The 25408-nt window shown below is 55.1% G+C and carries 26 protein-coding genes and 1 other RNA gene; 18 read left to right on the top strand and 9 right to left on the bottom strand.

Annotation, left to right across the window (positions count from 1 at the left end; all coding sequences use genetic code 11):
• The first annotated feature begins 76 nt into the window (after positions 1-76).
• Positions 77-1057, top strand: coding sequence for a Gfo/Idh/MocA family protein (locus C1N59_RS02915; protein WP_039341902.1), 981 nt, complete (start codon positions 77-79; stop codon positions 1055-1057).
• A 259-nt stretch (positions 1058-1316) separates the two neighbouring features.
• A complete protein-coding gene (locus tag C1N59_RS02910) occupies positions 1317-2288 on the top strand; it encodes a TerC family protein (RefSeq protein WP_054687001.1) in 972 nt (323 codons plus the stop codon).
• 55 nt (positions 2289-2343) lie between these two features.
• Here C1N59_RS02910 and C1N59_RS02905 read toward each other — a convergent pair whose 3' ends face one another.
• The 3 genes from C1N59_RS02905 to uxaC are packed head-to-tail and all read right to left on the bottom strand — an operon-like array spanning position 2344 to position 6703.
• Positions 2344-3834, bottom strand: coding sequence for a UxaA family hydrolase (locus C1N59_RS02905; protein ID WP_054687000.1), 1491 nt, complete (start codon positions 3832-3834; stop codon positions 2344-2346).
• Positions 3834-5285 carry a tagaturonate reductase gene (locus C1N59_RS02900; RefSeq protein WP_054687167.1) on the bottom strand — a complete coding sequence of 484 codons (1452 nt, stop codon included), beginning with the start codon at positions 5283-5285 and terminating at the stop codon, positions 3834-3836. The genes C1N59_RS02905 and C1N59_RS02900 overlap by 1 nt, the downstream gene beginning before the upstream one ends.
• A 2-nt stretch (positions 5286-5287) precedes the next feature.
• On the bottom strand, positions 5288-6703 hold the full coding sequence (gene uxaC / locus C1N59_RS02895) for a glucuronate isomerase (RefSeq protein WP_033739988.1): 1416 nt from the start codon (positions 6701-6703) through the stop codon (positions 5288-5290).
• Between the two features lie 399 nt (positions 6704-7102).
• On the opposite strand from uxaC, the gene C1N59_RS02890 reads away from it, so the two are divergent.
• The 11 genes from C1N59_RS02890 to C1N59_RS02840 all read left to right on the top strand — a co-directional run bounded on the left by C1N59_RS02890 (position 7103) and on the right by C1N59_RS02840 (position 14259).
• Positions 7103-8407 carry an MFS transporter gene (locus tag C1N59_RS02890; RefSeq protein ID WP_039341892.1) on the top strand — a complete coding sequence of 435 codons (1305 nt, stop codon included), beginning with the start codon at positions 7103-7105 and terminating at the stop codon, positions 8405-8407.
• A gap of 87 nt (positions 8408-8494) precedes the next feature.
• The gene (gene exuR, locus C1N59_RS02885) at positions 8495-9271 is read left to right on the top strand and encodes a transcriptional regulator ExuR (protein WP_006118304.1); all 777 of its coding nucleotides are present in this window, start codon (positions 8495-8497) and stop codon (positions 9269-9271) included.
• Between the two features lie 313 nt (positions 9272-9584).
• A complete protein-coding gene (locus tag C1N59_RS02880) occupies positions 9585-10259 on the top strand; it encodes a DedA family protein (RefSeq protein ID WP_394550268.1) in 675 nt (224 codons plus the stop codon).
• Positions 10256-10603 (top strand): EnvZ/OmpR regulon moderator MzrA, encoded by a 348-nt coding sequence (gene mzrA / locus C1N59_RS02875; RefSeq protein WP_006118306.1) that lies wholly within the window; start codon positions 10256-10258, stop codon positions 10601-10603. Before C1N59_RS02880 ends, mzrA begins: the two co-directional genes overlap by 4 nt.
• A gap of 184 nt (positions 10604-10787) precedes the next feature.
• On the top strand, positions 10788-11162 hold the full coding sequence (locus C1N59_RS02870; RefSeq protein WP_033739991.1) for a DUF1090 domain-containing protein: 375 nt from the start codon (positions 10788-10790) through the stop codon (positions 11160-11162).
• A gap of 35 nt (positions 11163-11197) precedes the next feature.
• Complete coding sequence (locus C1N59_RS02865) at positions 11198-11503, top strand: DUF883 family protein (protein WP_006118308.1); 306 nt, start codon at positions 11198-11200, stop codon at positions 11501-11503.
• Between the two features lie 2 nt (positions 11504-11505).
• Positions 11506-11901, top strand: a complete 396-nt coding sequence (locus tag C1N59_RS02860; RefSeq protein ID WP_006118309.1) for a phage holin family protein — start codon at positions 11506-11508, stop codon at positions 11899-11901.
• Positions 11901-12185, top strand: coding sequence for a YqjK-like family protein (locus C1N59_RS02855; protein WP_394550267.1), 285 nt, complete (start codon positions 11901-11903; stop codon positions 12183-12185). The genes C1N59_RS02860 and C1N59_RS02855 overlap by 1 nt, the downstream gene beginning before the upstream one ends.
• A gap of 200 nt (positions 12186-12385) precedes the next feature.
• Positions 12386-12796, top strand: coding sequence for a DoxX family protein (locus tag C1N59_RS02850; protein ID WP_033739992.1), 411 nt, complete (start codon positions 12386-12388; stop codon positions 12794-12796).
• 174 nt (positions 12797-12970) lie between these two features.
• Positions 12971-13594, top strand: coding sequence for a cytochrome b/b6 domain-containing protein (locus C1N59_RS02845; protein WP_054633050.1), 624 nt, complete (start codon positions 12971-12973; stop codon positions 13592-13594).
• The gene (locus tag C1N59_RS02840) at positions 13567-14259 is read left to right on the top strand and encodes a VIT1/CCC1 transporter family protein (RefSeq protein ID WP_006118313.1); all 693 of its coding nucleotides are present in this window, start codon (positions 13567-13569) and stop codon (positions 14257-14259) included. The genes C1N59_RS02845 and C1N59_RS02840 overlap by 28 nt, the downstream gene beginning before the upstream one ends.
• 26 nt (positions 14260-14285) lie before the next feature.
• Here the strand turns inward: C1N59_RS02840 and C1N59_RS02835 are convergent, their stop codons facing one another.
• On the bottom strand, positions 14286-15206 hold the full coding sequence (locus C1N59_RS02835) for a formyltransferase family protein (RefSeq protein ID WP_394550266.1): 921 nt from the start codon (positions 15204-15206) through the stop codon (positions 14286-14288).
• 255 nt (positions 15207-15461) lie between these two features.
• Here C1N59_RS02835 and C1N59_RS02830 point away from each other — a divergent pair, with 255 nt between their 5' ends.
• Positions 15462-16436, top strand: a complete 975-nt coding sequence (locus tag C1N59_RS02830) for a glutathione S-transferase family protein (protein ID WP_006118315.1) — start codon at positions 15462-15464, stop codon at positions 16434-16436.
• Positions 16437-16494: 58 nt separating this feature from the next.
• Here the strand turns inward: C1N59_RS02830 and tdcC are convergent, their stop codons facing one another.
• From tdcC to rsmI, 5 genes are all read right to left on the bottom strand, one after another.
• The gene (gene tdcC / locus C1N59_RS02825) at positions 16495-17823 is read right to left on the bottom strand and encodes a threonine/serine transporter TdcC (RefSeq protein WP_054633048.1); all 1329 of its coding nucleotides are present in this window, start codon (positions 17821-17823) and stop codon (positions 16495-16497) included.
• A gap of 10 nt (positions 17824-17833) precedes the next feature.
• Positions 17834-17980, bottom strand: a complete 147-nt coding sequence (locus C1N59_RS02820; RefSeq protein WP_155550063.1) for a hypothetical protein — start codon at positions 17978-17980, stop codon at positions 17834-17836.
• 431 nt (positions 17981-18411) lie between these two features.
• A complete protein-coding gene (locus C1N59_RS02815) occupies positions 18412-20022 on the bottom strand; it encodes a glucan biosynthesis protein (protein WP_054686996.1) in 1611 nt (536 codons plus the stop codon).
• Positions 20023-20468: 446 nt separating this feature from the next.
• Positions 20469-20844, bottom strand: an RNA gene (rnpB, locus tag C1N59_RS02810) — RNase P RNA component class A.
• A gap of 54 nt (positions 20845-20898) precedes the next feature.
• On the bottom strand, positions 20899-21759 hold the full coding sequence (gene rsmI / locus C1N59_RS02805) for a 16S rRNA (cytidine(1402)-2'-O)-methyltransferase (RefSeq protein ID WP_054633038.1): 861 nt from the start codon (positions 21757-21759) through the stop codon (positions 20899-20901).
• A 62-nt stretch (positions 21760-21821) separates the two neighbouring features.
• Between rsmI and C1N59_RS02800 the strand changes: the two genes are divergently transcribed.
• The 4 genes from C1N59_RS02800 to dolP are packed head-to-tail and all read left to right on the top strand — an operon-like array spanning position 21822 to position 25403.
• The gene (locus C1N59_RS02800) at positions 21822-23861 is read left to right on the top strand and encodes a penicillin-binding protein activator (protein WP_058708640.1); all 2040 of its coding nucleotides are present in this window, start codon (positions 21822-21824) and stop codon (positions 23859-23861) included.
• On the top strand, positions 23819-24214 hold the full coding sequence (locus C1N59_RS02795; protein ID WP_006118321.1) for a YraN family protein: 396 nt from the start codon (positions 23819-23821) through the stop codon (positions 24212-24214). The genes C1N59_RS02800 and C1N59_RS02795 overlap by 43 nt, the downstream gene beginning before the upstream one ends.
• Positions 24215-24228: 14 nt before the next feature.
• Entirely contained in the window at positions 24229-24816 is a 588-nt protein-coding gene (gene diaA, locus C1N59_RS02790) for a DnaA initiator-associating protein DiaA (protein WP_006118322.1), read from the top strand.
• 14 nt (positions 24817-24830) lie between these two features.
• A complete protein-coding gene (gene dolP / locus C1N59_RS02785) occupies positions 24831-25403 on the top strand; it encodes a division/outer membrane stress-associated lipid-binding lipoprotein (protein ID WP_006118323.1) in 573 nt (190 codons plus the stop codon).
• Positions 25404-25408: the final 5 nt, after the last annotated feature.

The following is a 25408-nucleotide window of genomic DNA, read 5'->3' as shown; positions in this document are numbered from 1 at the left end:
TCTCAGGATCAACGTCTGATGTTGCCTGCCGGATGCCAGATGCTACTCTGCACTTTTACCTGCGCAGGAGATCACTGTGATTCGCTTTGCCATTGTGGGAACGAACTGGATAACGCGTCAGTTCATCGAGGCGGCACACGAAACCGGCAAGATGAGGCTGTGTGCCGTCTATTCACGTACCCGGGAGCAGGCGGCGGCATTCTGTCATGACTATCCCTGCGACCAGCGCTTTACGTCGCTGGCGGCCATGGCCGCCTGTCCTGACATCGATGCCGTCTATATCGCCAGTCCCAACGCCCTGCATTGTCAGCAGGCCATGCTGTTTATGTCGCAGGGCAAGCACGTCATTTGTGAGAAACCGCTGGCCTCGAATCTGCACGAGGTCGAAGCCATGATCGCCTGCGCCCGCCAGTATCAGGTGGTGCTGTTCGAAGCCTTCAAGACCGCCAGCTTACCCAACTTTATTCAACTCCAACAAGGACTGCCTGCGCTTGGCACAGTGCGCAAAGCGCTGCTGAACTATTGTCAGTACTCGTCCCGTTATCCGCGTTACCTGAACGGCGAACATCCCAACACCTTCGATCCTCGCTGGTCCAACGGATCCATCATGGATATCGGCTACTATTGCCTGGCGGTCGCCGTCACGCTGTGGGGCGAGCCCCGGCAGGTGCTTGCCTCGGCCACCCTGCTGGAAAGTGGCGTGGACGGCCACGGCACCGTGAATCTGAATTATGGTGAGTTTGATGTCACGATAGTGCACTCAAAAGTCAGCGACTCGGTACTGGCCAGTGAAATCCAGGGGGAAGCGGGATCGCTGGTGGTGACACGTATTTCTGAGTGTCCATCTGTGACCTTTATTCCGCGTGTCGGGGAGAAACAGGATTGGAGCCAGCCTCAACACATCAATACCCTGCTGTATGAAGCAGAAACCTTTGTACGACTGGTAGAACAGCGCCATGTCAGCCATCCGGCGCTGGACATTTCCCGTAGCGTTGCAAAATTACTGACCGAGATCCGACGTCAGACCGGCGTGGTCTTTCCGGCCGACAGTGCCTGAGTGTAAATATTTCAAAATATGACGGGCAGACGATTGATTCCTGACGGCCAGCCACGTAATTTATCGACTTGCAAAGGGGAGTAACTTGTAAGCTGATTGATCGTCACTACGTTGCGTACGCATCCGGTCATCAGGCAACCCAGAATCCATTCCTGAGTTGTAAGTGAGACCTTGCCGGAAGGCGAGGTTTGCTTACACAGAATAAGCGGCTGACGTCTTCTGACCTCAGCCGTTTTTTTATTTCAGACAGGATACGATTATGCAAACTGTAGGTACGCCACTCCTCTGGGGCAGTTTTGCGGTTGTAGTACTTATCATGCTGGCGATTGACCTGTTCCTGCAGGGCCGTCGCGGTTCGCAAACCATGTCCTTCAAACAGGCTGCCGTTTGGTCGCTGATTTGGGTCTCCGTCTCGCTCCTGTTCAGTGCGGCGTTCTGGTGGTATCTGGACGGTACCGCCGGGCGTGACGTGGCTACCAGTCAGACGCTGGCTTTCCTGACCGGTTACGTGCTGGAAAAATCGCTGGCGGTAGACAACGTCTTTGTCTGGCTGATGCTGTTCAGCTACTTCTCTGTTCCGGCCAACCTGCAACGCCGCGTCCTGATTTACGGTGTACTGGGCGCTATCGTTTTGCGCACTATCATGATTTTTGCGGGTAGCTGGCTGGTAACGCAGTTTAGCTGGATCCTCTATGTCTTCGGTGCCTTCCTGCTGTTTACCGGTATCAAAATGGCGATGGCGAAAGAGAACGATGCAGCCGTAGGTGACAAACCGGTTGTGCGCTGGCTGCGTAAACATCTGCGCATGACCGATACGCTGGACGGGGAAAAATTCTTTACGCGGAAAAACGGCGTGCTGTTTGCGACGCCGCTGCTTTTGGTACTGATCATGGTCGAACTGAGCGATGTCATTTTTGCCGTCGACAGCATTCCGGCCATCTTTGCCGTCACCACCGATCCCTTTATCGTTCTGACCTCAAACCTGTTTGCGATTCTGGGTCTGCGCGCCATGTACTTCCTGCTGTCTAACGTGGCGGAACGTTTCTCGATGCTGAAATATGGTCTGGCTGTCGTGCTGGTCTTTATCGGTATAAAAATGTTGATTGTCGATATCTACCACATTCCGGTAGCGATATCGCTGGGCATCGTCGGAACGATTCTGGCATCGACGCTGCTGATCAACGCCTGGGTTAACCGTCAGAATGACAAAAAGAAGCTGAATAAGCCGTAACGGCACGGCAAGGAAAAGCACGGAACAAGGGCGGCATGGGTGCCGCCCTTGTGATTTACAGCGTCACACCGCTCTTGAAAATCGCGAGCTCACGAAAATCATTTTGTTCGTTACGGGTGCGTTGCCCGTTGGCAATGGCCACAATCGTGTCCACGAAATCCGCCAGCAGCGCCTCCATGCTCATGCCCTCAACCAGCCTTCCGGCATTAAAATCAATCCAGTGCGGTTTCTTTTCAGCCAGCGGCGTATTGGTGGCCAGCTTAACGGTCGGTACGAATCCGCCGTAAGGGGTTCCGCGTCCGGTGCTGAACAGCACCATATGACAGCCTGCGCCCGCCAGGGCACTGGTCGCCACTGCATCATTGCCCGGTGCGCTTAACAGATTAAGGCCGGGTACCGTCAGGCGTTCACCGTACTTCAGTACGTCCACCACCTGACTTTGCCCCGCTTTTTGTGTGCAACCGAGCGACTTCTCTTCCAGCGTAGTGATGCCGCCGGCTTTATTGCCCGGAGACGGATTTTCATAAATAGGTTGATGGTGATCGATAAAGTACTGTTTGAAATCGTTGATCATTGCCACGGTTTTATCGAAGGTCGCGCGGTCGCGACAGCGCCCCATCAGAATGCGCTCGGCACCAAACATTTCGGGGACTTCGGTCAGCACCGTGGTGCCGCCGTTGGCGATCATCTGATCAGAAAAACGCCCCAGCAGCGGATTGGCGGTAATGCCTGAGAAGCCATCAGAGCCGCCACATTCCAGACCAAATTTCAGCTCGCTGAGTTTGCCCGGTGTACGGCGATCGTGACGCATTTTTTCGTACAGTGCGTGCAGGCGTTCCAGCCCGGCTTCTATTTCATCGTCATGCTGCTGGCAGACCATAAACGCAACGCGGTCGCTTTCAAACGCCCCTAATGTTTCACGAAAGGCATCGACCTGATTATTCTCACAGCCCAGGCCAATCACCAGCACCGCGCCCGCGTTTGGATGACGCACCATGTTTTGCAACATGGTGCGGGTGTTCTCATGGTCCTGACCCAACTGTGAACAGCCAAATGTGTGGCTGAAAAGAAACGCCCCGTCGGTTCCGGCCGCGTCCTGGGTTTCTTTCAGGAAACGCTGCAGAATTTGCCGGGCAATTCCGTTAACACAGCCGACGGTCGGTAAGATCCACAGCTCGTTGCGAATGCCTGCCTCACCGTTGGCGCGGCGGTAGAGCTGCACGTCGCGATCGCCAGGTTGAGGCGTTAAGGCTGGCGGCTCTGGCTGGTAGTCGTACTGGTCGAGATCGCTAAGATTGGTACGTGCATTGTGCGAATGCACCCGTTCTCCGGCCCCAATAGCCTGCGTGGTGTGCGCGATGGGCAACCCGTATTTCACGACCGTTTCGCCTTTCTCCAGCGAGCGTAAGGCAAACTTATGCCCCCGCTCCACGGCCTGTCGTAACGTCACGGGGTGATCCGCCAGCGCAATTGACGTCCCGATGTCGATATCCTGCAACGCCACGGCGACATTGTCCTGCGGATGAATTTTTATGGCGTCTTGCATCATGATCTCCGGTGGCTCAGCGCGTCGCGTATTCCATGCGCGAGAATGCGTTGCAGATGGTGGCTGACCGTTTCGGTCAGGCCGGGTAGCTGAGTTAAATCCTGTCCCCAGTGCGATGCCTCACCTAAAACCTGCTGAACCAACGCCGCGGGAGAAAGACGTTGTGCGCTGACGGCAGCCCAGCTCTCTGCATAACGCTGCAACCAGTACGGCTCGTCCTGCAAAGTCCAGCGCTTGTCTGCCTGTTCGCCCCGGTAAAACGCGATCAGGGCGGCAAGCGCAAACGTCAGGTTTGTTGGCCACTGACCGGTTTGCTGATGGGCAGTCAGTAATGGCTGCAGCAAACGTGTGCGAAATTTGGTCATGCCATTAAGAGCGATAGACAGCAGCGCATGGTGGATAAAGGGGTTACGAAAGCGGCGCAGTACCGCGTCGGCGAAGGCGTTAAGCTCATCAGCGGGCAGATCGAGCGTAGGGATGATCTCTTTGCGCAGGAGATCGTCAATATACCCAGCGACCTGTGTATCCTCCATCGCCTCGCCCACGCTCTCCAGGCCCGCCAGAAACGCCACCGGCACCATTGCGGTGTGCGCGCCATTCAGAATGGCCACTTTTTGGGCTTTATACGGGGCGATATCCTCAACCCGGCGCACGTTGGGTGCCAGCGCCGTCAGCCTGAGTTCGTCAAACAGCGCGGCGGGGCCTTGCAGAACGAACTGATAATAGACCTCGCCCGCTACCAGGAAGTGATCCTGATAACCCAGTTGTGCCTCAAGCGCAGCGCTGTCGGCCGGAAACCCGGTGACGATGCGATCCACCAGCGTGTTATAGAACGCACAGCTTGTCATTACCCAGCGTGTAAAGGCGTCCGGTAACTGCCAGTGTTCGGCATAGCGCAGCACCAGCGCGCGCAGCATATCGCCATTATGATCGACCAACTCGCACGGCACGATAAGCCAGCCTTTGCTTTCGTCACCGGCAACGTGCTGATAACGCGCCCAAAGCAGCTGCGTCAGTTTGCCGGGAAAGCTGGCGGCGGGCGAATCGGTCAGCCGATCCGTTTCGCTAAACGCGATGCCCGCTTCGGTGGTATTCGAGAAAACAAAGCGCATGTCGGGCTGGCGCGCCAGCGCCATAAACGCATCGAACTGCGTGTAAGGCTGGATTTCACGGTTCACACTGCGGATCAGGCGGCTTTCGCTCACCGACTCACCCTGCGCGTTCAGGCCACGAACCAGGGTCGTATAAAGGCCGTCCTGCTGATTTAACGTGTCGCTGACTGCGCGATTGCGCGGCCTGACCACCACCACACCGGCATCCGTTCCCTGATGCTCATTGAGCCAGTCCAGTTGCCAGTCGATAAAAGCACGCAGAAAATTGCCTTCACCAAACTGAATCACGCGATCGTGATAGACCGCGCCGGGAAAGTCGTGGCGGTTCAGCCGCGTCATCATCAGGCTCCCAGCTCAATGCCAAAATAGTCGCGCGCATTGTTAAAGCAGATGTTTTGCACCATCTGTCCTAACAAGGCTTCATCGGCCGGGGCTTCGCCGTGATCCACCCAACGACCAATCATCTGGCACAGCAGACGACGGAAATACTCGTGGCGGGTATACGAGAGGAAGCTTCGGCTGTCGGTTAACATGCCCACGAAACGGCTCAGCAGACCGATTTGGGCAAGCTGCGTCATCTGACGTTGCATGCCATCCAGTTGATCGTTAAACCACCAGGCGGAGCCAAACTGCATTTTCCCGGCCTGGCCTTCTCCCTGGAAGTTGCCGGCCATAGTTGCCAGCACTTCGTTGTCACGCGGATTCAGGCAATAAAGGACCGTTTTAGGCAGCGCATTATTGAGGTTTTGCGCACCCAGCAAACGAGCCAGCGGTTCTGCCACAGGCTGATCGTTAATGGAGTCAAAACCGACGTCCGCGCCTAACAGTTGGAACTGGCGCTGATTAGTATTGCGTAACGCACCAATGTGGTATTGCTGCACCCATCCGCGTCGGGCGTACTCGCCGCCCAGCCAGACCAGCACCGCCGTTTTGAACTGGGCAATCGCCTGTGCATCGGGTTTGGCACCACTGCGACGGTGCGCCAGAATCCTGTCCAGCGTCGTTTCATCGGCCTCGGCATAACACACGACATCCAGCGCATGATCGGAAATCTTACAGCCGTGTGCGGCAAAGTGGTCCAGCCGTTTGCTGAGCGCCTGACGCAAATCATCGAAGCGTTGCACGCTGACATCGGTAAGGCTTTCCAGCTTTTCAATCCACGGCAAAAAGGTGTCCGCTTCGATGTTGAACGCTTTATCCGGACGCCAGCTTGGCAGCACCTTAACGTTGAAACTGCCGTCTTCGGCGATCGCACGATGGTGCACCAGATCGTCCAGCGGATCGTCGGTGGTGCCGACCATTTTCACATTCATCTGCTGCATGATACCGCGCGCGGTGAAAGCGTCCTGAGCCAGCAGATCGTTACAGCGCTGCCAGATCTCATCCGCCGTTTTTTCTGACAACAGGACGCCGGTAATCCCGAACGGGCGGCGCAGCTCCAGGTGCGTCCAGTGGTAAAGCGGGTTGCCGATGGTGTGCGGTACGGTCCGTGCCCAGGCATTAAATTTCTCGCGATCGCTGGCATCACCGGTGCACAGCGCCTCAGCCACGCCGTTTGCCCGCATCGCGCGCCATTTATAGTGATCCCCTTTCAGCCAGATATCGTAGAGATTGGCAAAACGGTAGTTTTCAGCGATCTGTTGCGGCGGTAAATGGCAGTGATAGTCGTAGACAGGCTGGTCTTTGGCGTAGTCGTGGTAAAGACGACGAGCAAACTCTGTGTCCAGCAAAAAATCCTCGGTCATAAAACGCGACATAAAAAGCTTCCTTATGGGATACACCCTGAATGGCTCAAAGTTATCATACCAATTTTCACTGACTGCCGTTTTTTTTACGACTCAGGTCACATTTAAGCGAGATTTTTCCCCCGAAAAGCGACCTTTTTGCCGCCGGCAGCGCGCTAACTGGCTGTGTTCTCATCTGTTTGCAGTATCCCACATGCGATTACGGGTTTTTGTGATGGCTTTCAACTTTTAAAGTTGTATAACAAGTTAGGCTCTCGCTTTACCGCAAGGTAACAAACTTCTGACATAAGGCAAGGCAGATAACGGTCGCTCAGGCAGGGCCGGCGGGCGTGAGCAGAGCTGTATCACGAGATGTCCCGCTCCAGATAACAACAGCGGTTTGACCGCATACACAACTGGAAGAGGTACAGAATGCGTAAGATCAAAGGATTACGCTGGTATATGATTGGCCTGGTGACGCTGGGGACGGTACTGGGTTATCTGACGCGTAACACTATTGCCGTAGCAGCGCCAACCTTACAGACCGAGCTGCACATCACCACCCAGCAATACTCGTACATTGTGGCGGCGTACTCCGCCTGCTATACCGTGATGCAGCCCGTTGCGGGTTATGTGCTCGACCTGCTAGGCACCAAAGTCGGTTATGCGGTCTTTGCCGTACTGTGGGCCACATTCTGCGCCGCGACCGCGCTGGCAGGCAGCTGGGGCGGACTGGCCCTGGCGCGCGGCGCTGTCGGTGCCGCCGAGGCAGCCATGATCCCCGCCGGGCTCAAAGCCAGTAGCGAATGGTTCCCGGCAAAAGAGCGCTCCGTCGCAGTGGGCTACTTCAATGTGGGCTCATCCATTGGTGCCATGGTCGCGCCGCCGCTGGTCGTGTGGGCTATTGTGGCGCACAGCTGGCAAATGGCGTTTATCATCGCAGGCGTACTGAGCATGATTTGGGCGCTGTGCTGGCTGGTGTTCTACAAGCATCCTAAGCAGCAAAACAAGCTGAGCGACGAAGAACGTAACTACATCATTTCAGGTCAGGAATTGCAGCATCAGACAGGTAACACGACCAAAATGTCGGCACTGCAGATCCTGCGTAACCGCCAGTTCTGGGGCATTGCGCTGCCGCGTTTCCTGGCCGAACCTGCGTGGGGCACCTTTAACGCCTGGATCCCGCTGTTTATGTTTAAGGTTTACGGTTTCAACCTGAAAGAGATCGCGCTGTTTGCCTGGATGCCCATGCTGTTTGCTGACTTTGGCTGTATCCTGGGTGGCTACCTGCCTCCGCTGTTTCAACGCTGGTTTGGTGTAAACCTGATCGTGTCGCGCAAAATGGTGGTCACAATGGGCGCGATATTGATGATAGGCCCGGGCACCATTGGTTTGTTCACCAGCCCGTACGTTGCCATCGCGTTGTTATGTGTTGGCGGCTTTGCCCATCAGGCGCTCTCTGGCGCGTTGATTACGCTCTCGTCTGACGTTTTTGGCCGTAATGAAGTGGCCACCGCCAATGGTTTAACCGGTATGGCGGCCTGGACAGCCAGCACGCTGTTTGCGCTGGTGGTTGGCGCGCTGGCAGATACGTTAGGTTTCAGTCCCCTGTTCGCTGCGCTGGCCGTGTTTGATTTGCTGGGCGCCATCGTCATCTGGACCGTCCTGAAAAATCAACCGGTGTCGGAACTGCAGACGCCGCATTCGCCTTCTCAGGCTGCGCCCGTTCGCAGCTAATCTCCCGGGCTGGCCTGCGCCAGCCCTTTTCTTCAGTTACAGCAAAGTGGTATAACAACTTATCTGCTTGTTACTTTGGATCGTGCTATGGACCTCACCGAATCGCGTCGACTTTATCAACAACTGGCCAGCGAATTAAAACGGCGCATTGAAAATGGCGTTTATCAGGTGGGAGACAAGCTGCCCGCAGAGCGTCTGATTGCCGAAGAAATGCAGGTCAGTCGCACAGTGGTCCGCGAAGCCATCATCATGCTGGAAGTAGAAGGCTATGTTGAGGTACGCAAAGGCTCGGGTATTCATGTGATAGCCAGCCAGCAGCAAACCCGTGTGGCTGAGTCCAGCAGTCAGTTGGAGTTCGCCACCTTTGGTCCCTTTGAACTCCTTCAGGCGCGTCAGCTGATTGAAAGTAATGTCGCCGAATTCGCCGCCACGCAGGTAACGCGTCAGGATATTGTCGACCTGATGGCGATTCAGGAGAAAGCCCGTCAGGAGGACCATTTCAGGGACTCAGAATGGGATATGCACTTCCATGTTCGTATTGCGCAGTCCACACAGAACAGTGCCCTCGCGGCCATTGTCGAAAAAATGTGGCTGCACCGGTTACACAATCCCTACTGGCTCAAACTGCACGAGCATATCGATCAGCGCAGTATTCTCAGCTGGTGTGACGATCACGATCAGATTCTTAAAGCACTCATCCGCAAAGATCCTGCCGCCAGTAAGCTGGCAATGTGGCAACATCTCGAAAATACTAAGCAGATGTTATTTAATGCCACCGCCGACGATTTTGAATTTAATGTCGACCGCTACATGTTCAGCGAAAATCCGGTTGTCTTACCTGATGCCGATACGATTCAGCGCTAATCTGACCTAAAAACAGTCAGTTAATCTGCAATAGTGTCAGAACATGTAAAACTCCTTTTTACATCGTAATGGAGAGGGTAAAACTCCTGTTCGTTTAGGAGTAGTTCTGTCTCCGAAGCTGGATTTTTGTTACAGTTATCACCCTTTTCTTACCTTTTGCGTTAAGGGCTTATCAAATCGCTGATTTAACAATCAGTTCTGGAAGGATCCAGACACGCATGCTCAGACGGTCACCCCAGAATTTATAACTAACTGTCAGTCTGCGCTTTAGTCCCAGTGGGACATGTTCAACGATGATGTTCGGGAATGATTGATGGAAATTTTGCAAGCGCTGCTGCATGCCTTATGGCAACAGGATTATGAAACGCTTTCTGATCCAACACTGGTGTGGGCGATTTACGGCGTTTTATTCATGATTCTTTTTCTGGAAAACGGTTTACTGCCTGCCGCTTTCCTTCCCGGGGACAGTCTGCTGATTCTGGTTGGCGTGCTGATTGCCAAGGGGACAATGAGCTTCCCGCTGACGATCCTGGTCTTAACAACAGGTGCCAGCCTTGGCTGCTGGGTCAGCTATATTCAGGGCCGATGGCTCGGCAATACGCCCACCGTACAAAACTGGTTATCACACCTTCCCGTCCGCTATCATCAGCGGGCCCATAATCTGTTTCATCGCCACGGATTATCCGCCTTACTGGTTGGCCGTTTTATCGCCTTTGTCCGCACCTTACTGCCCACGATTGCCGGGCTGTCCGGTTTAAGTAATGCCCGTTTCCAGTTTTTTAACTGGATGAGTGGCTTCCTGTGGGTGGTGATTCTGACCGTTCTGGGCTTCGCGCTGGGTAAAACCCCTATTTTTCGGCGTTATGAAGATGAGCTGATGTTCTTTCTGATGATGCTGCCGCTGGTGTTACTGGTGGTGGGATTAATCGGTTCGCTGGTTGTTCTCTGGCGCAAGCGCCGTGCAAATCAGCGGGGGACCGGCTTATGAAAACATTACAGGCCATACCTAAACACTGGCGGCCCTGGTTGATTGGCGGTGCATTCGCGCTGATTGCGATAAGCCTGGTACCCGGTCTGATGCGCCATGAAAATGTGGTACAGATTCGCGTTTCGCATGCGGGTGCCCCGATGCCGGACGGCTTTTATTTATACCAACAGTTGAGCGCGCAAGGTATTCGCATCAAAAGCATCACACCCGCAGGTGATGCGCTGGTTATTCATTTCGACAATGAAGAGCAGAGCCTGGCCGCGCAAAAAGTGTTGCGTCGCTTGCTGCCTGAGGGCTTTATCGTCGCGCAACACGATCAATCGCCTCACCTCTCTCTCGCCTGATGCGCGTTTCTTTATACGTTCAGCGTTTATCGACTGCGCGCTGAACGTTTCCCCGTATATCGGTGATCTTTGGACTTTTTCCACCTGATGTCTATGCTTAAACTAAGGCGGGTTTCAACGCACACCGTGAAGCGGTTGCGCCGCGTTGATGTAAATCAGGCAACAATGGAAGGTACTACGCCTAATGAAAAATAAATTACTGCTGGGCATCGTGTTGTTTTCGCTTTCAGGTTCATTGATGGCGGCGGAATCGCTGTGCCAGCAAAAAGAACAGGACATACAGCACGAAATTGAGATGGCGAAGAAGCATAACAATCAGCGCCGGGTAAACGGCCTTGAGCGCGCCCTTACTGAGGTGCGCGCGGGCTGCACGGACAAAAAGCTGAAAGCTTCACATCTGGAAAAAATCAACGCGCAGAAACAGAAAGTGGCTGAGCGTGAACGCGAACTCAAGGAAGAGCGCGATGAAGGTCATGATAAGGACAAGATAGCAAAACGCGAACATAAGCTGGAAGAAGCACGCCAGGAGCTTAAGAAGTTACAGGCGGAGCCCTATTAATCGGATTCACTCTACTGATGTTAAAGGAGTATTTTATGTCTAAAGACACATCATCGGAACATTTGCGTGCTGAGCTGAAAAACCTGGCGGATACGCTGGAAGAAGTGCTGAGCAGCGGCACAGAAAAATCGAAAAGTGAACTGGATAAACTGCGTCATAAAGCGCGCGTGGCGCTGGACAGCTCCCGCGAGCGTTTAGGCGAATCCGGCGAGCGCCTGGCAGCCACTACGCGCGAAGCGGCACAAAAAGCAGACGGTTATGTACGTGATAACCCGTGGCATGGTGTCGGTATTGGCGCGGCGATCGGTGTCGCTATCGGTATGCTGATCTCGCGTCGTTAACCATGACCGATTCACAGCAGAACCACGGACCAGCTAAAGGGGTGATCACGATTGGTCAGCGTATCGTTACGACGCTGGTCAGTATGGTCGAAACACGCGTTCGTCTGGCAGTGGCAGAGCTGGAAGAAGAAAAGGCCAATCTGATACAGATGTTGTTGATGCTTGGCCTGACGATGCTTTTTACTGCTTTTGGCCTGATGAGCCTGATGGTGCTGATTATCTGGGCAGTCGATGCGCAGTACCGTCTTATGGCGATAGCCATCACCACCGGCGTACTGTTCCTGCTGGCGTTGATTTTTGGGCTCTGGACACTGCGTAAATCACGCCAGTCGACGCTGCTGCGTCATACGCGTAAAGAGCTGGCCAACGATCGTGATTTGCTTGAGGATAACCGCTAATGAGCCGCCGCGAACGTGAAGCGCGTATAGAAGAGTTGCTTAAACAGGTTCAGCAACAGCGCCTTGATCTCAGCGCGGCGCGGCGTGGCTGGCTCGAAATCACGGCACCTTACGACCGTGGCTGGTTTACCTTTTTGAGCCTTAAACGCTATCTGGCCATTGGCAGCAGCGCGTTAGCGATTTACTCCATCCGCAGTCCCAACCGCCCGTTACGCTGGGCCAAGCGCGGCTTTGGCCTGTGGAGCACCTGGCGCATGGTTAAGTCAACCTTCCCCCCGCGCTGACATCACCAGGCCAGTCCATTGTGACTGGCTTTTTTTTGTCAGATTTACTGAATAACATCGACAGTTTATATCGCTTACAACTGTCACGCCTCGCGACTATCATCTCCAGCTATCAGCCCAGCGGTTTGCTATCAGGCGGCCAACGGGAATATTCACTGCGGGCATTCCTGCCTTGCAAACTTATAGCGTTGGAGTAGATGATGAAAAAATTCGAAGACAGTGGTTTGTTGGCCGCCCGTATCCTGATGACCATTCTGTTTATCACCGCAGGCTGGGGCAAAATTACCGGTTATGCAGGTACACAGCACTACATGGAAGCGATGGGCGTCCCCGGCTTCATGTTGCCACTGGTTATCCTGCTGGAGTTTGGCGGCGGTCTGGCGATCATGTTTGGCTTCCTGACCCGTTTCACCGCGCTGTTCACCGCGGGCTTCACGATTCTGACCGCCTTCCTGTTTCACAGTAACTTTGCCGAAGGCGTGAACCAGCTGATGTTTATGAAAAACCTGTCTATCGCTGGCGGTTTCCTGGTGTTAGGTCTGGTTGGACCGGGCGCGTACAGCATCGATCGCCTGATCAGTAAAAAGCCACAGGGTGTTCTGGCGCGCTAATTCACCGCCAGCAATCCCGCTTTAGCTGAACGCACCGGCTGCTTTTTCCGGTGCGTTTTGCTTTTTTGCTGCCTGCCGTCTCGCCGCTTCTCCGGTACCGCGGAGAAACGCTTAAGGTAAGCCTAATCTACGCATGAAAATATAGTGTCCTGTTCTTTTCATTTCAGGATTACTATGAACATGTCTTACAGGCAGTGGCTCCCTCATCACGATGCGCCTTTTTTTCGACGGCTCCATCTCTTCGTTGCCGTCCTCATCCTTTCCCAGATCATCAATTCCGGTTTCACCGAACGTGAAGCGCTGGGCGGGCACAGTCTGGAAACGGTGATCACCTGGTTTCATATCCTGTCTGGCCTGTTACTGATTGTCGCCGGATTCGCTATGCTGATCTGGATGCGCATGCAGCGCGGCTTACACTGGTACTTTTCGTGGCTGACGCTGGATTTCCGCGGTATTCGGGACGATCTCGCCTGTCTGGCGCGCATGAAATTACCCGACGCGCACAGTGGCGGCATCGCTGCCACCGTACAGGGGCTGGGCGTTAGCGCGTTGCTTGTGGTGGCCTGCTCAGGCGCGCTATGGTTTTTACTTAACAGCACATCGTTCGCGTCGCCGGGTCTGACGCATGCAGTGCTGCACTGGCACAGGTTCCTGACCACGTTTGTCGAAATCTATTTCTACAGCCACGGTGCAATGGGCGTGCTGCATATTCTGCTTTCGCACGATGAAAATAAGCGTACCCGTCGGGTCGCTGATCACAGGGATAACGAATGCAACACAGTGAAACGCATAAAATAGAACACGCAGGCTGGCTGCGCGCGGCCGTTCTGGGGGCTAATGACGGGATTGTCTCAACCGCGAGCCTGCTGGCAGGCGTGGTGTCAGCCAGTAGTGCCCCCCACACGGTGTTGCTCGCCGGGCTGGCGGGAATCGTCGGCGGCGCGATGTCGATGGCCACGGGAGAATATGTCTCCGTGTCTTCACAGTCAGATAGCGAACAGGCCTCTCTGCAGCAAGAAAAAGCCGAGCTGGAGGCTGACTTTGCGGCGGAAACCGTTGAACTGACGGCGATTTACCAGGCGCGCGGGCTGTCTGCTGACCTGGCTCATCAGGTAGCAGAGCAACTGATGGCCCATGATGCCCTGGCCGCACATGCCCGGGACGAGCTGGGCATTACCGACTTCAGCAGCGCGAAACCTCTTCAGGCCGCGCTGTTTTCCGCTATCAGCTTTGCCTCCGGCAGCGTGCTGCCGTTTGCTGTCGCCCTGCTCATTACCGGGCCCTTCGCCCTGCCCGCGATTGCATTGTCGGCCCTGCTGGCGCTGGCACTACTGGGTGCCCTGGCAGCTAAAGCGGGCGATGCGCCCGTACGCAAAAGTATCATGCGCATCTGCTTCTGGAGCCTGCTGGCAATGAGCTTTTCGGCGACCGTCGGCTACCTTACGGGTCAGGTACTGGGCTAGCCGCATAAGGCCGTCCACGAGCCCCATCAGGCATTCACGGGCTGGCCCACCACCAGCCCAAGCTGACTGGCCAGAACCCGGCCTGAAACAGATTCACCGTCCGGGCCCTGCCCTTGCAGGATTTCGAGTTGCCCTTGTCCACAGCGAATGATCAGGGGCGATAGTGATACAACCTCACCCGCACGCCCGCTGTTATCGCCGTTCATCACCCGGGTTTGCCAGACGGTAAACCTTTGCGTGCGGGTAAAGCTGAACGCCCCCGGCCAGGGAAAGTCCAGCGCCCGAATCAGATTGTGGATATTGACGGCACTGTCCTGCCAGTGGATCTCGCCGTCCTCGGGTTTGCGGCTGCCCCAGCAGCTGGCGGCCCGTTCATCCTGCGGTGTTTCTGTCAGCTCGCCCGCCACCAGCGCCTTAAGCCAGCCCGGCAACATCTTGCCCGTCGTTGCCACTAAGCGCGTATGCAAGGCCAGAGCATTATCTTCCGGCAGAATATCCACCGCCTGCTGCGCCAGTATGGGACCGGCATCTGGCCGTTTAATCATGCGGTGCAGCGTAACGCCTGTACGGGTTTCGCCCTTGATAATGACCCAGTTGAGATGGGCGCGGCCACGGTAGGCTGGCAGCAGCGCGGCATGAACGTTATAGGCGCCTTTTGTTACCGAAGACAGAATGGCCTCGCTCAGTACCTGACGGTAGGAGAAGCAGAACAGGTAGTCCGCGTCGAAACTGGCGATACGGGCCTGCCACTCGGCGGTATTCACCTCCTCGGTGATAAATACCGGAATAGCGTGACGACGCGCCAGCTCAGCAACGGAACCATAAAATGGTCTGGCGTTGCCGGGATCGGCATGGGTAAACAACGCACTGATACTGAATCCGGCATCCAGCAGCGCCTGTAATCCGGTACAGGCCATTTCATGGTATCCAAAGACGACGGCTTTCATTGCACTTTCCTTTTTCTCCGCCTCTCCGCACGGACAGGCTGGTGGAATGAGATGCCTGGGGCAGGCAGAATGTCCGACATCATAAAGGAATCGTTACCGGTTTACGTCATCAACCCTTCTCTCAGTGAGAGGCCGTTGAGACGATGGCACAAAATGTCTGACGCCATGCGCGCACAACGCTGTCGCAGTCGCGCATCACCACCTATGGTTAATCAGACGAGAACATTTCATTGCACGACAGAGAGTGGAGACAAGATGGGCCAGTTAATTGATGGTGTCTGGCATGACACCTGGTATGACACAAAATCAACCGGCGGGCGTTTTAAGCGCTCGGAATCCGCATGGCGCAGTTGGGTCACGCCGGATGGCAGCGCCGGCCCGAGTGGCAACGCCGGGTTTGCGGCAGAGCGCGATCGCTATCATCTTTATGTATCGCTTGCCTGTCCCTGGGCACACCGTACCTTGCTGATGCGTCAGTTAAAAGGGCTGGAGAACATGATCGATGTGTCAGTCGTGCATCCGCTGATGCTGGAAAATGGCTGGACCTTCGATGACAGCTTCCCGGCGGCAACCGGTGACAAGCTGCATCAAAATGAATTTCTTTATCAGCTCTATCTGCACGCGGATAAGGACTACACCGGTCGGGTGACCGTGCCCGTGTTATGGGATAAGCAGCAGAATACCATCGTCAGTAATGAATCTGCCGATATCATTCGCATGTTTAACAGCGCCTTCGACGGCGTGGGCGCACGTGCGGGCGACTATTATCCGCCGGCACTGCGCGACAAGATTGATGACCTCAACGGCTGGATTTACGACACGGTCAATAATGGCGTGTATAAGGCGGGGTTTGCCACGTCACAGGCGGCTTATGATGAAGCGGTTACGGCACTCTTTCAGTCGCTGTCCCGTCTGGAACAGATCCTGGGCCAGCACCGTTATCTGACCGGCGACACGTTGACCGAGGCGGATTTACGTTTATGGACTACGCTGGTGCGCTTCGATCCGGTCTACGTCACCCACTTTAAATGTGACCGTCACCGTATCAGTGACTACCTGAATCTGAGCGGTTTCCTGCGGGATATTTACCAGATGCCTGGCATTGCTGAGACCGTGAATCTGGCCCATATTCGCCATCACTACTACTGCAGCCATAAAACCATCAACCCGCACGGCGTAATCTCTGTCGGCCCGGCGTTCAACTGGGATGAACCTCACGGTCGCGGTTAACAGGATGACGCAGACCTGACATGGGGGACATGTCAGGTCAAAACGGCTGCGCGGCCCGTCAGAAAAACTTATACGCAATATTCAAAATCGTCAGCACGCCAATCGCGCTCACGAAAACGTTGTCAGCACGGCCTTTATATTTCGCCAGCGCCGGAACCTTGCGGATAGCAAACATCGGTAACAGGCACAGCAGCGAGGCGATAATGGGCGCACCCATCGCCTCGATCAGGTCAAGAATATTGGGATTGAGATACGCCACCAGCCAGGTGGACCCCATAATAAAGACCATACTTACGGTGTTCAGCTTACGATGGGACACGGCGTCTTTATCACCGTGGTAGCGGAACTTGATGATTAACCCATTCAGCCCTTCCAGCGTGCCCAGATAGTGGCCAAAGAAGGATTTAAAAATCGCGACCAGGGCGATGACCGACGCGCTGTATTCCAGCACCGTGGAAAAGGTAGACTTTTCACCCGCCATACTGGAGAAGTGATTCGCCAGATAAGACAGCACAGGAATATTTTGTGCCCTGGCATCCGCCATGTCCTGCGGCGACAAGGTAAACAGACAGCTAAAGGCAAAGAACATGACCACTGCCACCATCAGGATGCTGGCGCGGGAGATAATCTGACTGCACTTGTTTTCTGTGTAGGTCCGGCCCATTTCCGGCTCGTACTCCTCCCGTTTCGACACCACGAAAGAAGACACAATGGGCGAGAAGTTAAACGAGAACACCATGATAGAAATGCCAAGCCATACCGTGACGAGAATGCCATCATGCCCGGTAAAGGCCAGATCGTTCAGGTGAACCTGATCGATAACGGCGCGATTCCAGTACGGGATGAGCGACAGTGAAATCAGCACCAGACTGGCAATAAACGGAAACACCAGCCAGCTCATCACTTTGACCATCAAATCTTTACCAAACCCAATCACAAACGCCATCAGCAGCAGCAGACACAGCGCGACGACGCCACGATTAAGTGCGGGCAACAGTAGCTGATATTGCCAGAACGCCATAAACGTGTTGGTGATGGTGACGCCATAAATCCATAACAGCGGGCAAATGGCAAAAAAGTAGAGGAAGGTGATGACCACGCCGCCGGTTTTACCGAAGTGTTCTTCTACGGTGTCGGTAATATTGCCCGATACGTTACTGCCGGACAGGCACAGGCGAGCCAGTGCCCTGTGGCAGAAAAAGGCAATCGGATACGCCAGCACTAACATAATCAGAATGGGGATCAGGCCGCCATAGCCCGCTCTGATAGGAAAGAAAAGGACCCCTGCCCCAATGGCGGTACCAAAAAGTCCCAGTGTCCATGTGGTATCGGACTGACGCCAGATCGACGCTTTTTCCCGGTTGAGAATATTTTCAGAATTACTCATAACTTATCCTTTATGCGTCAGCGAGACCCGAAACCCGGGACAAATCAATATTGCCGCCAGAGAGCGTGTAAACGGTTTTCCGCCCCTGAATGTCATGGTCCACGTTGCCGCTGAGCGACGCAGCGCAGGCTAACGCACTGACGCTTTCCGTAACCATCTGGTTTCGCTGAGTCTTTTCAATCAAACACTTACGAATGTCGCCTTCACTTAGTCACCCCTTCTGATCGACCTGTTCGTTCATAACCGCGAAGGTGAGTTCACCCGAACAGGCGACATCGCGGCCATCCGCAAGGGTACCCGAGTACAACAATGGGGCGTCATGGTACCAGCAAAAATGGAGGCTGCCATACCGTCAGGATCAACAGATTGCGCACCGTTAACGGTAAACGCTGGATTCCTTGATCTCAGGGCAGCCACCCTACCGGCCCTCCGCCCATGGCGAAACCGACACCGAAAAGTTCGTCAGGCATCGCCAGACCGATGGCGCCCTGCCCGGCAATACTGGGCATTTTCTTGCCAGCAGGGATAAAAACAGGGGATGAGTGCGCGAAAAAAACGCCCACCGGGTGAGTGGGCGTGATGAGGATATTACTTCTTGTCGCAGGCGACCGGCCAGGGCTTCGCGGGGGAGTTAAACGGATGGTACTGATAACACCAGGTTTCAGATACCACGTTTTCCTGCGCTTTCAGATAAAGCTTCAGCTCCACCGGGTCACCGTCCCCCGCCACCAAATCAAACTGCGCCAGCCAGTTGCCGGAGTCATCAGGCAGCTTAGAGACCAGCACGTTCTCAAACGTCCCGCGCGAGGCTGACAGCACGGCTTCCGGCGCAACGCCTGACGGCAGGTGATTCAGGTTGCCACCGTGGAATTCAACGGTGAATTTACGACTGTCATGCGGACGGTCAGATCCCGGCACGCCGCCGCGTCCCAGTCGGGTTGCACCACAGCGCGCCAACGTTGAGGGATAAGGTTCATCGGACAGCCAGTGCAGCCGGTAATGGAAATGATGTTCATCACCCGCTTTGGCTGGCGCATCCGGCACCCACATGGCGACGATATTGTCGTAGATTTCGTCATCGGTCGGTATTTCCACCAGTTGTACCGATCCTTTGCCCCATTTCCCTAGCGGTTCGACCCACAGGTCCGGGCGACGCTCGTAGTGCGCAGCATCCAGGTAGCTGTCGAAATTCCTGTCTTTCTGCAGTAATCCAAAGCCTCGCGGATTCTCGTCGTGGAAGCTTGAGGTGACCACACGCAACGGATTGTTCAGCGGTCGCCAGAGATGTTCACCGCTGCCGGTCCACATTGCCAGACCATCGGAGTCATGCACTTCGGGACGCCAGTCTGTCGCAGCCCCCTTGACCGTTTTTGAGAACCAGTACATGGACGTCAGAGGCGCGATGCCGAAACGCTGAATATCCTTACGCAGGAAAAGCGTGCATTCCACGTCCTGCACCACGCCTTTGCCACGATGCAGGATAAACTTGTAGGCACCCGTTATGCTCGGCCCGTTGAGCAGGGCATAGACCGTGAGGTTTTTGCTGTCATCTTTCGGCGCTTCGAACCAGAAATCCGTGAAATCAGGAAACTCTTCATCCACACCGGGCTGGACGGTATTCAGGGCAATACCGCGAGCGGACAAACCAAACTGCCCTAATTCACCAATAGCGCGGAAATAGGACGCCCCCATGAAGGAAATCCAGTCATTTTGGGGATTGGTTTTTAACGCGTCCTGGCTTGCCAGCACTCTGAAACCCGAAAATACGTTTCCTTCCAGCGTCGGCAACCTGACGCTTTTATCCGTCGTGGTGAAGTAATCAATATTTTGAATGATTTCGCGCGCGGCGTTATTTTCCACTACGTGCATTTTCACCGGCATGCGGTGCAGGCCGTTAACCATGAAAAAGGTGACAGGAAAACGCCCGGCATTTTTGAACAGGGCATATTCCGGTTTGTACACGGTCTTCATGTAGGCGTCATAGGTGATGTTGGACAACAATGACGGATCGAATTCGGTGGGTTTTTCGTAAGGTTTGGCTGCCAGCGCTTTAGCCCGGGCAATCAATGTCTGAAAATTAAATGTTTCGCTGTTACCCAGTTTGAGCACACCTGCTGCCATCGCGCCGGGAGAAATGCCTAAAGCAGATAAGGCAGCAAACGCCCCGGAATACGTTAATAAATCCCTTCTTGTAACCATGATCCACCTGTTTTTTTAATCTTCATTCAATGAATGCGTGCCCAATGGGGCAAAACATAAAATCAGTGACGTCTGGCGAGCTGCCTTCAACTATAGACGAGAGAAATCGTTGCCTCCCAAACAGATGGCAAGCCATCATGTAACACATCGGATGAGCGTATAGGGCATTGGCGAGAAATTGCATGGGATTTGCCTGAGAAACACACCCTCTGGCAACCGGCCGCTTATTTCCCCGATCGAAGGGTATAGCCCGGACGCCCGTACAGAACCGCCCTGCCGCATTTTTTTACCACGGCATCGTCAAACCATCCTGTGTGACTCGCGCCGAACAGTGGCTCCCGTGGCAACGTCGTGCGCGTCTTTCCCCTGTGCCTGATGGAGACAGCAAAGCCTGCATAGCTGCGCCATAAAGCAAAAACCCCGCTTGCGCGGGGTTTGCATGAATAAGTCGAAACTGACCGATAAGCCGGGTTCTGTCGTGGACAGTCATTCATCTAGGCCAGTAATCGCTTACTGGCTCAAGCAGCCTACCCGGGTTCAGTACGGGCCGTACCATGTGAACCCCTATTTGGCCTTGCTCCGGGTGGAGTTTACCGTGCCACGGACTGTTACCAGCCGCGCGGTGCGCTCTTACCGCACCCTTTCACCCTTACCTGATCCCATTGCTGGGCCATCGGCGGTTTGCTCTCTGTTGCACTGGTCGTGGGTTTCCCCCCCAGGCGTTACCTGGCACCCTGCCCTATGGAGCCCGGACTTTCCTCCCCTTTGCCCGTCTCCCTCAGAGAGGGACGACGACAAAGCGGCGACTGTCTGGTCAGCTTCGGCGCGCATTATAGAGCGTTTAGCCGGCGCTGTCACGCAGGCAAAACAGGCGGCTTACGCCTGCTGATCCAGCGCATATTTATAGAGGGCGTTCTTTTTCACCCCATGAATCTCCGCTGTCAGGGCGGCCGCTTTCTTTAGAGGCAATTCCTGCTGTAACAGGGCCAGTGTGCGCAAGGCCTCCGCTGGCAAAGCCTCTTCATCAGGCTGGTGGCCTTCCACAATCAGCACCATCTCACCTTTGCGGCGATTTTCATCCTCTTTGACCCAGGACAGCAGTTCCGCCACGGGCGCACCATTGAGATTTTCCCAGGTTTTAGTCAGCTCACGCGCCAGCACGACATAACGATCGGCACCCAGCTCGGTCACCATGTCCTGCAGGCTGTCTAACAGACGGTGAGTCGACTCATAAAAAATTAAGGTGCGTGGCTCGTCGGCAAGGGCCCGCAGCGCATCACAGCGTGCCTTGGTTTTGGCTGGCAGAAACCCTTCGTAACAGAAACGATCAGACGGCAATCCCGCTGCGCTTAATGCTGTAATCGCTGCACAGGCACCCGGTAAAGGAACGATGCGAATACCGGCCTCCCGGCAGCGGCGAACCAGGTGGTAACCGGGATCGTTGATCAACGGCGTGCCAGCATCAGAAACCAGAGCTATGCTTTCTCCCTGTTGCAGCCTGGCGAGCAGGATGTCTGCTTTCTGCTGTTCGTTGTGGTCATGAAGTGCGAAGAGTCGCGCATTGATGGCGAAATGTTGTAGCAACAGTCCGGTATGACGTGTATCTTCCGCTGCGACCAGATCGACGCTGGAAAGTACCGCTAGCGCCCGCTGGGTAATGTCAGCCAAATTACCTATTGGGGTTGGCACGATGTAAAGCGTGCTGGCGGAAATGTCTGCCCGATCGAGTTGTTTCATTGTTTCATCCGAATTGCCGATTTAATATTGAGCATCTTGAAAAAAACATCACTGGATACAGTATGCTTCCTTCAAAAATCGTTCGTCATAAAGCAGGACGCTTTGTGCCTGTCCTTCTTGCTGGTCTGATTTTAGCCGCGTGTAGTGGCCAGGGTCCCAAAAGCCAGTCCGTAGACATTCAGGGGCCAGCCACCAATAATTCTGCTTACTATCTGCAACAGGTGCAGCAAAGCAGCGATGATAGCAAGACCGACTGGCAATTACTCGCAATCCGCGCCTTGTTAAAAGAGGGAAAATATCCTCAGGCCGACCAGGCGATTGGCGAACTGCCTAATCAACTGTCCTCAACACAGCAACAGGAATTACGCTTGCTGAAAGCCCAGTCGCTGATTGGACAGCAAAAAGTGGCTGACGCGCAGCAACTGTTGAGCCAGGTGAAAACCAGTGAACTGTCTCAGGATCAACTGGCGCGCTACTACGATTTGCAGATCGCCAGCGCACAGGGGAAAACCTCTCTGGCCCTGCTCCGTGCCTACATTGCCCAGGAACCGTTGCTGAAGGGTGACGCACGTCAGAAGAACATTGATGCAACCTGGCAGGCACTGACGCAACTGTCACAGCAAGACATGAACGCGCTGGTCATCAATGCCGATGAAAACATCCTGCAGGGCTGGCTGGATCTGCTGACCGCCTGGCACGCCAATGCGCAGGATGCCAACATGCTTAAGTCGGCCATTAAAGACTGGCAGACGCGCTATCCCGACAATCCCGCGTCCAAAACCTTGCCGACGCAGCTGAGCCAGGTGCAGAACTTCACCAAAGCGTCCACCAGCACCATCGCGCTGCTGCTGCCACTCAACGGTCAGGCTCAGATGTTTGCCAGCGCCATCCAGAAAGGCTTCAACGACGCGAAGAACGGTGTTATCCCGGCGGCACCTCAGGCAACGCCGGGCAGCGCACAGGATCCCATCGCGATGAATCAGCAGCAGCCTGCTGATGCCAACACGGTTGTCAGCCCCTCAGCCGCGCCTACGGCAACAACGCAGACGGGCACGGCGCAGCAACCTGCCACGACCGCCCAGCAGCCTCAACAGCAGCAACAGCCGTCGGCGCAACCGGCCAGTAATGCGCAGGTTAAAGTCTATGACACCAGCAGCCAGCCCATCGCCCAGGTGATGCAGCAGGCGCAACAGGATGGCGCGACACTGGTCGTCGGCCCGCTGTTGAAAAACAACGTCGAAACCGTCGCCAACAGCCAGACACCGTTGAACGTTCTGGCCCTGAATGAGCCGGAACACATCCAGAACCATCCCAATATCTGCTACTTTGCGCTGTCGCCAGAAGATGAAGCGCGCGATGCGGCTCACCATATCTGGGATCAGGGTAAGCGCCAGCCGCTGCTGTTGCTCCCGCGTAATGGCCTGGGCGATCGCGTCGCAACGGCCTTTGCGAAAGAGTGGCAGTCACTGGGCGGTGGCACCGTGCTCCAGCAGCGTTTCGGTTCGGTTTCAGAGCTTAAGCAGGGCATCAACAGCGGTGCAGGAATCAGCATGAGCGGGACGCCGGTGGTTATCCCTTCTGCGTCCCAACCGCAGAACGTGTCCGTTGCAGGGCTGACTATACCGGCCCCTCAAACCAGCGCACCGGCAGCCAGCGAGTCGGGTGCGGTAGATGCGGCCTATATCGTGTCGACGCAGGATGAACTGCAGCTGATTAAACCGATGATCAGCATGCGCACCGGCAGCCGCAGTAACGTCGCGCTCTACGCCAGTTCCCGTAGTGCTCAGGCTGGCGCAGGCCCGGATTTCCGTCTGGAAATGGAAGGCCTGCAGTACAGCGATATCCCTCTGCTGTCCGGCGCCAATCCAGGCCTGATGCAGCAGGCCGCCCGGTCGTTTAACAACGATTATTCACTGGTGCGCCTGTATGCCATGGGGATGGATGCCTGGACGCTGGCTAACCACTTCAATCAGATGCGTCAGGTGCCTGGCTTCTCTCTTGATGGCAATACCGGCAAGCTCAGCGCGACGCCTGATTGCGTGATCAACAGGAAGTTGACATGGAACCAGTATCGTCAGGGCAATATCGTACCGGCCAGCTAAACCGCCGCCGTACAGGTGCCGAATATGAACAACGCGCCCGCCGCTATCTTGAGCGGGCGGGGTTAACATGGGTCGCCAGCAATGTGTACTATCGCGCAGGTGAACTTGACCTGATAATGCGAGACAACCAATGCTGGGTGTTTGTCGAAGTGCGTTACCGCCGTAACGCACGATTCGGCGGCAGTCTGGCCAGCATTACCCGACAGAAACAACACAAGCTGCTGCGTGCTGCCTCTCTCTGGCTGGCGCAACGCGGCGGCAGTTTTGAAACAGTGAATTGCCGTTTCGACATCATCGCCATTACAGGCCCGGCGCTCGAATGGTTGCCCAATGCCTTTAATGCAGACGTTTAGAACCAGGTGGTCGTGTGCAGGAAAGAATTAAAGCGTGTTTTACTGAAAGTATCCAAACTCAAATCGCTGCGGCTGAGGCATTACCTGATGCCATCTCACGTGCAGCAATGACCATGGTGCAGTCCCTTCTCAACGGTAACAAGATACTGAGTTGCGGTAACGGCGCATCATCCGCCAACGCACAGCATTTTGCCGCCAGCATGATCAATCGTTTTGAAACCGAACGCCCCAGCCTGCCTGCGCTGGCTTTAAGTGCGGATAACGTCATGCTGACTGCGATCAGTAATGACCGCCTGCATGATGAGATTTATGCCAAGCAGGTGCGCGCGCTCGGGCAAAACGGTGATGTGCTGCTCGCCATCTCGACCCGCGGCAATACGCGTGACATCGTCAAGGCTGTCGAGGCCGCCGTTACGCGCGATATGACGATCGTTGCGCTTACCGGTTATGATGGGGGAGAATTAGCCGGATTGCTGGGACCGCAGGATGTGGAAATTCGTATTCCTTCACATCGCAGTGCTCGCATTCAGGAGATGCATATGTTAACACTCAACTGTTTGTGCGATCTGATTGATAACACCTTGTTTCCCCACCAGGAATGACGGAAGGAGCACCCATGAAAGCATTGAACGCTGTAGCCATTGTTTTAACCGCCATGCTGCTGCAAGGCTGCGTCGCGGTGGTGGCCGGTAGTGCCGCTGTCGCGACCAAAACCGCCACCGATCCCCGCTCTGTGGGCACGCAGGTTGATGATGGCACGCTGGAGTTACGCGTCAGCAATGCGCTGGCTAAAGATCAGCAAATCAAAACCGATGCCCGCGTCATTGCCACCGCCTACCAGGGCAAGGTTCTGTTGACCGGCCAGGCACCGAATCAGGAAGTCGCTAACCGCGCGAAACAGATCGCCATGGGCGTTGACGGTGCCACCGAAGTCTATAACGAGATTCGGATTGGGCCGAAAGTCAGTCTGGGTACGTCCTCCGCTGACACCTGGATCACCACGAAGATCCGCTCGCAGCTGCTGGGCAGCGATCAGGTGAAATCATCAAGCGTGAAGGTGACCACTGAAAACGGTGAGGTGTTCCTGTTGGGTCTGGTCACGCCGGAAGAAGCGAAAGCCGCTGCGGATATTGCCAGCCGGGTAAGCGGGGTGAAACACGTCACCACGGCCTTTACCATGGTGAAATAACGCGG

The organism is Pantoea sp. SGAir0183, from assembly GCF_043545505.1.
This window is presented reverse-complemented; position numbering and strand designations above follow the sequence as displayed.